General features: G+C 68.9%; 2 protein-coding genes. Both read left to right on the top strand.

What is annotated here, in order from left to right:
• Nucleotides 1–496 (top strand): dCTP deaminase (gene dcd, locus BGO22_RS15965; RefSeq protein ID WP_286851690.1); only part of this gene is annotated, 496 nt, incomplete at its 5' end.
• Between the two features lie 61 nt (nucleotides 497–557).
• Nucleotides 558–1434: KPN_02809 family neutral zinc metallopeptidase (gene ypfJ, locus BGO22_RS15960; RefSeq protein ID WP_286851688.1), on the top strand; the 877-nt coding region annotated here is incomplete at its 3' end.

The following is a 1434-nucleotide window of genomic DNA, read 5'->3' as shown; positions in this document are numbered from 1 at the left end:
GGGGCAGGTCCGCCAGGTCGACGGCAAGCGCGTCATCAGCTACGGCACCAGCAGCTACGGCTACGACATCCGCTGCGCGCCCGAATTCAAGGTATTCACCAACATCCACAGCACGGTGGTGGACCCGAAGAACTTCGACGAAAACAGCTTCGTCGACGTCAACAAGGACGTCTGCGTCATCCCGCCCAACAGCTTCGCTCTGGCGCGCACGCTGGAGTACTTCCGCATCCCGCGCAACGTGCTCACCATCTGCCTGGGCAAGAGCACCTACGCGCGCTGCGGGATCATCGTCAACGTCACGCCCTTCGAGCCCGAGTGGGAGGGCTATGTGACGCTGGAGTTCAGCAACACCACGCCGCTGCCGGCCAAGATCTACGCGGGCGAAGGCTGCGCCCAGGTGCTGTTCTTCGAAAGCGACGAGGTCTGCGATGTGTCCTACAAGGACCGGGGCGGCAAGTACCAGGGCCAGGTGGGCGTGACCCTGCCCAAGGCCTGATCGGCGGCCGCTGGCCGTACCATCGCGAGCAGGCCCGCGCGGCGGGTGAAGGAGCTTGGCGATGAAATGGGAAAACAACCGGCAGTCGGACCAGATCGAGGACCGGCGCGACAGCCCGGGCGGCGGGGGGCGCCTGCCGCGCATGGGCGGTGGCCGAGGCATCGGCCTCGGCACCATCGCCATCGCGCTGGTGGCCGGCTGGATATTCGGCATCAACCCGCTCACCATCCTGGGCGCCCTGGACGGCGGCGGCCTGCAGGCCCCCGCGCCCATGGAGGCGCCGCAGGGCCAGGCCGGCGCGCCGAGCGACGAGTCGGGCCGCTTCGTGGCCGCCGTGCTCGGCGGCACCGAGGACGCCTGGGGCGCGATCTTCCAGGCCGCCAACGCCCAGTACCAGAAGCCGCGCCTGGTGCTGTTCCGCGGCGCCACGCCCACCGCCTGCGGCACCGGCCAGTCGGCCATGGGGCCGTTCTACTGCCCGGCGGACCAGAAGGTGTACATCGACCTCAGCTTCTACGACACCCTGCGCCGCCAGCTCGGCGCACCCGGCGACTTCGCCCAGGCCTACGTCATCGCCCATGAGGTGGGCCACCACGTGCAGAACCTCATGGGCATCACCGATCAGATGGAGAAGGCCCGCGCGCGCATGAGCGAGCGCGAGTACAACGCGCTGTCGGTGCGCCTGGAGCTGCAGGCCGATTGCTTCGCGGGCATCTGGGCGAACCACAACCACCAGCAGGGCCAGATCCTCGAGCCCGGCGACGTCGAGGAGGCGCTCAACGCGGCGGCGGCCATCGGCGACGACGCGCTGCAGAAGAAAAGCCAGGGCCACGTGGTACCCGACAGCTTCACCCATGGCACCAGCGACCAGCGCCAGCGCTGGTTCCAGAAAGGCCTGCAGACGGGCGACGTGCGGGCCTGCGACACCTTCAAGGCGG

The organism is Hydrogenophaga sp. 70-12 (genome assembly GCF_001897365.1).
Classification (GTDB): Bacteria; Pseudomonadota; Gammaproteobacteria; order Burkholderiales; family Burkholderiaceae_C; genus Hydrogenophaga; species Hydrogenophaga borbori.
This window is presented reverse-complemented; position numbering and strand designations above follow the sequence as displayed.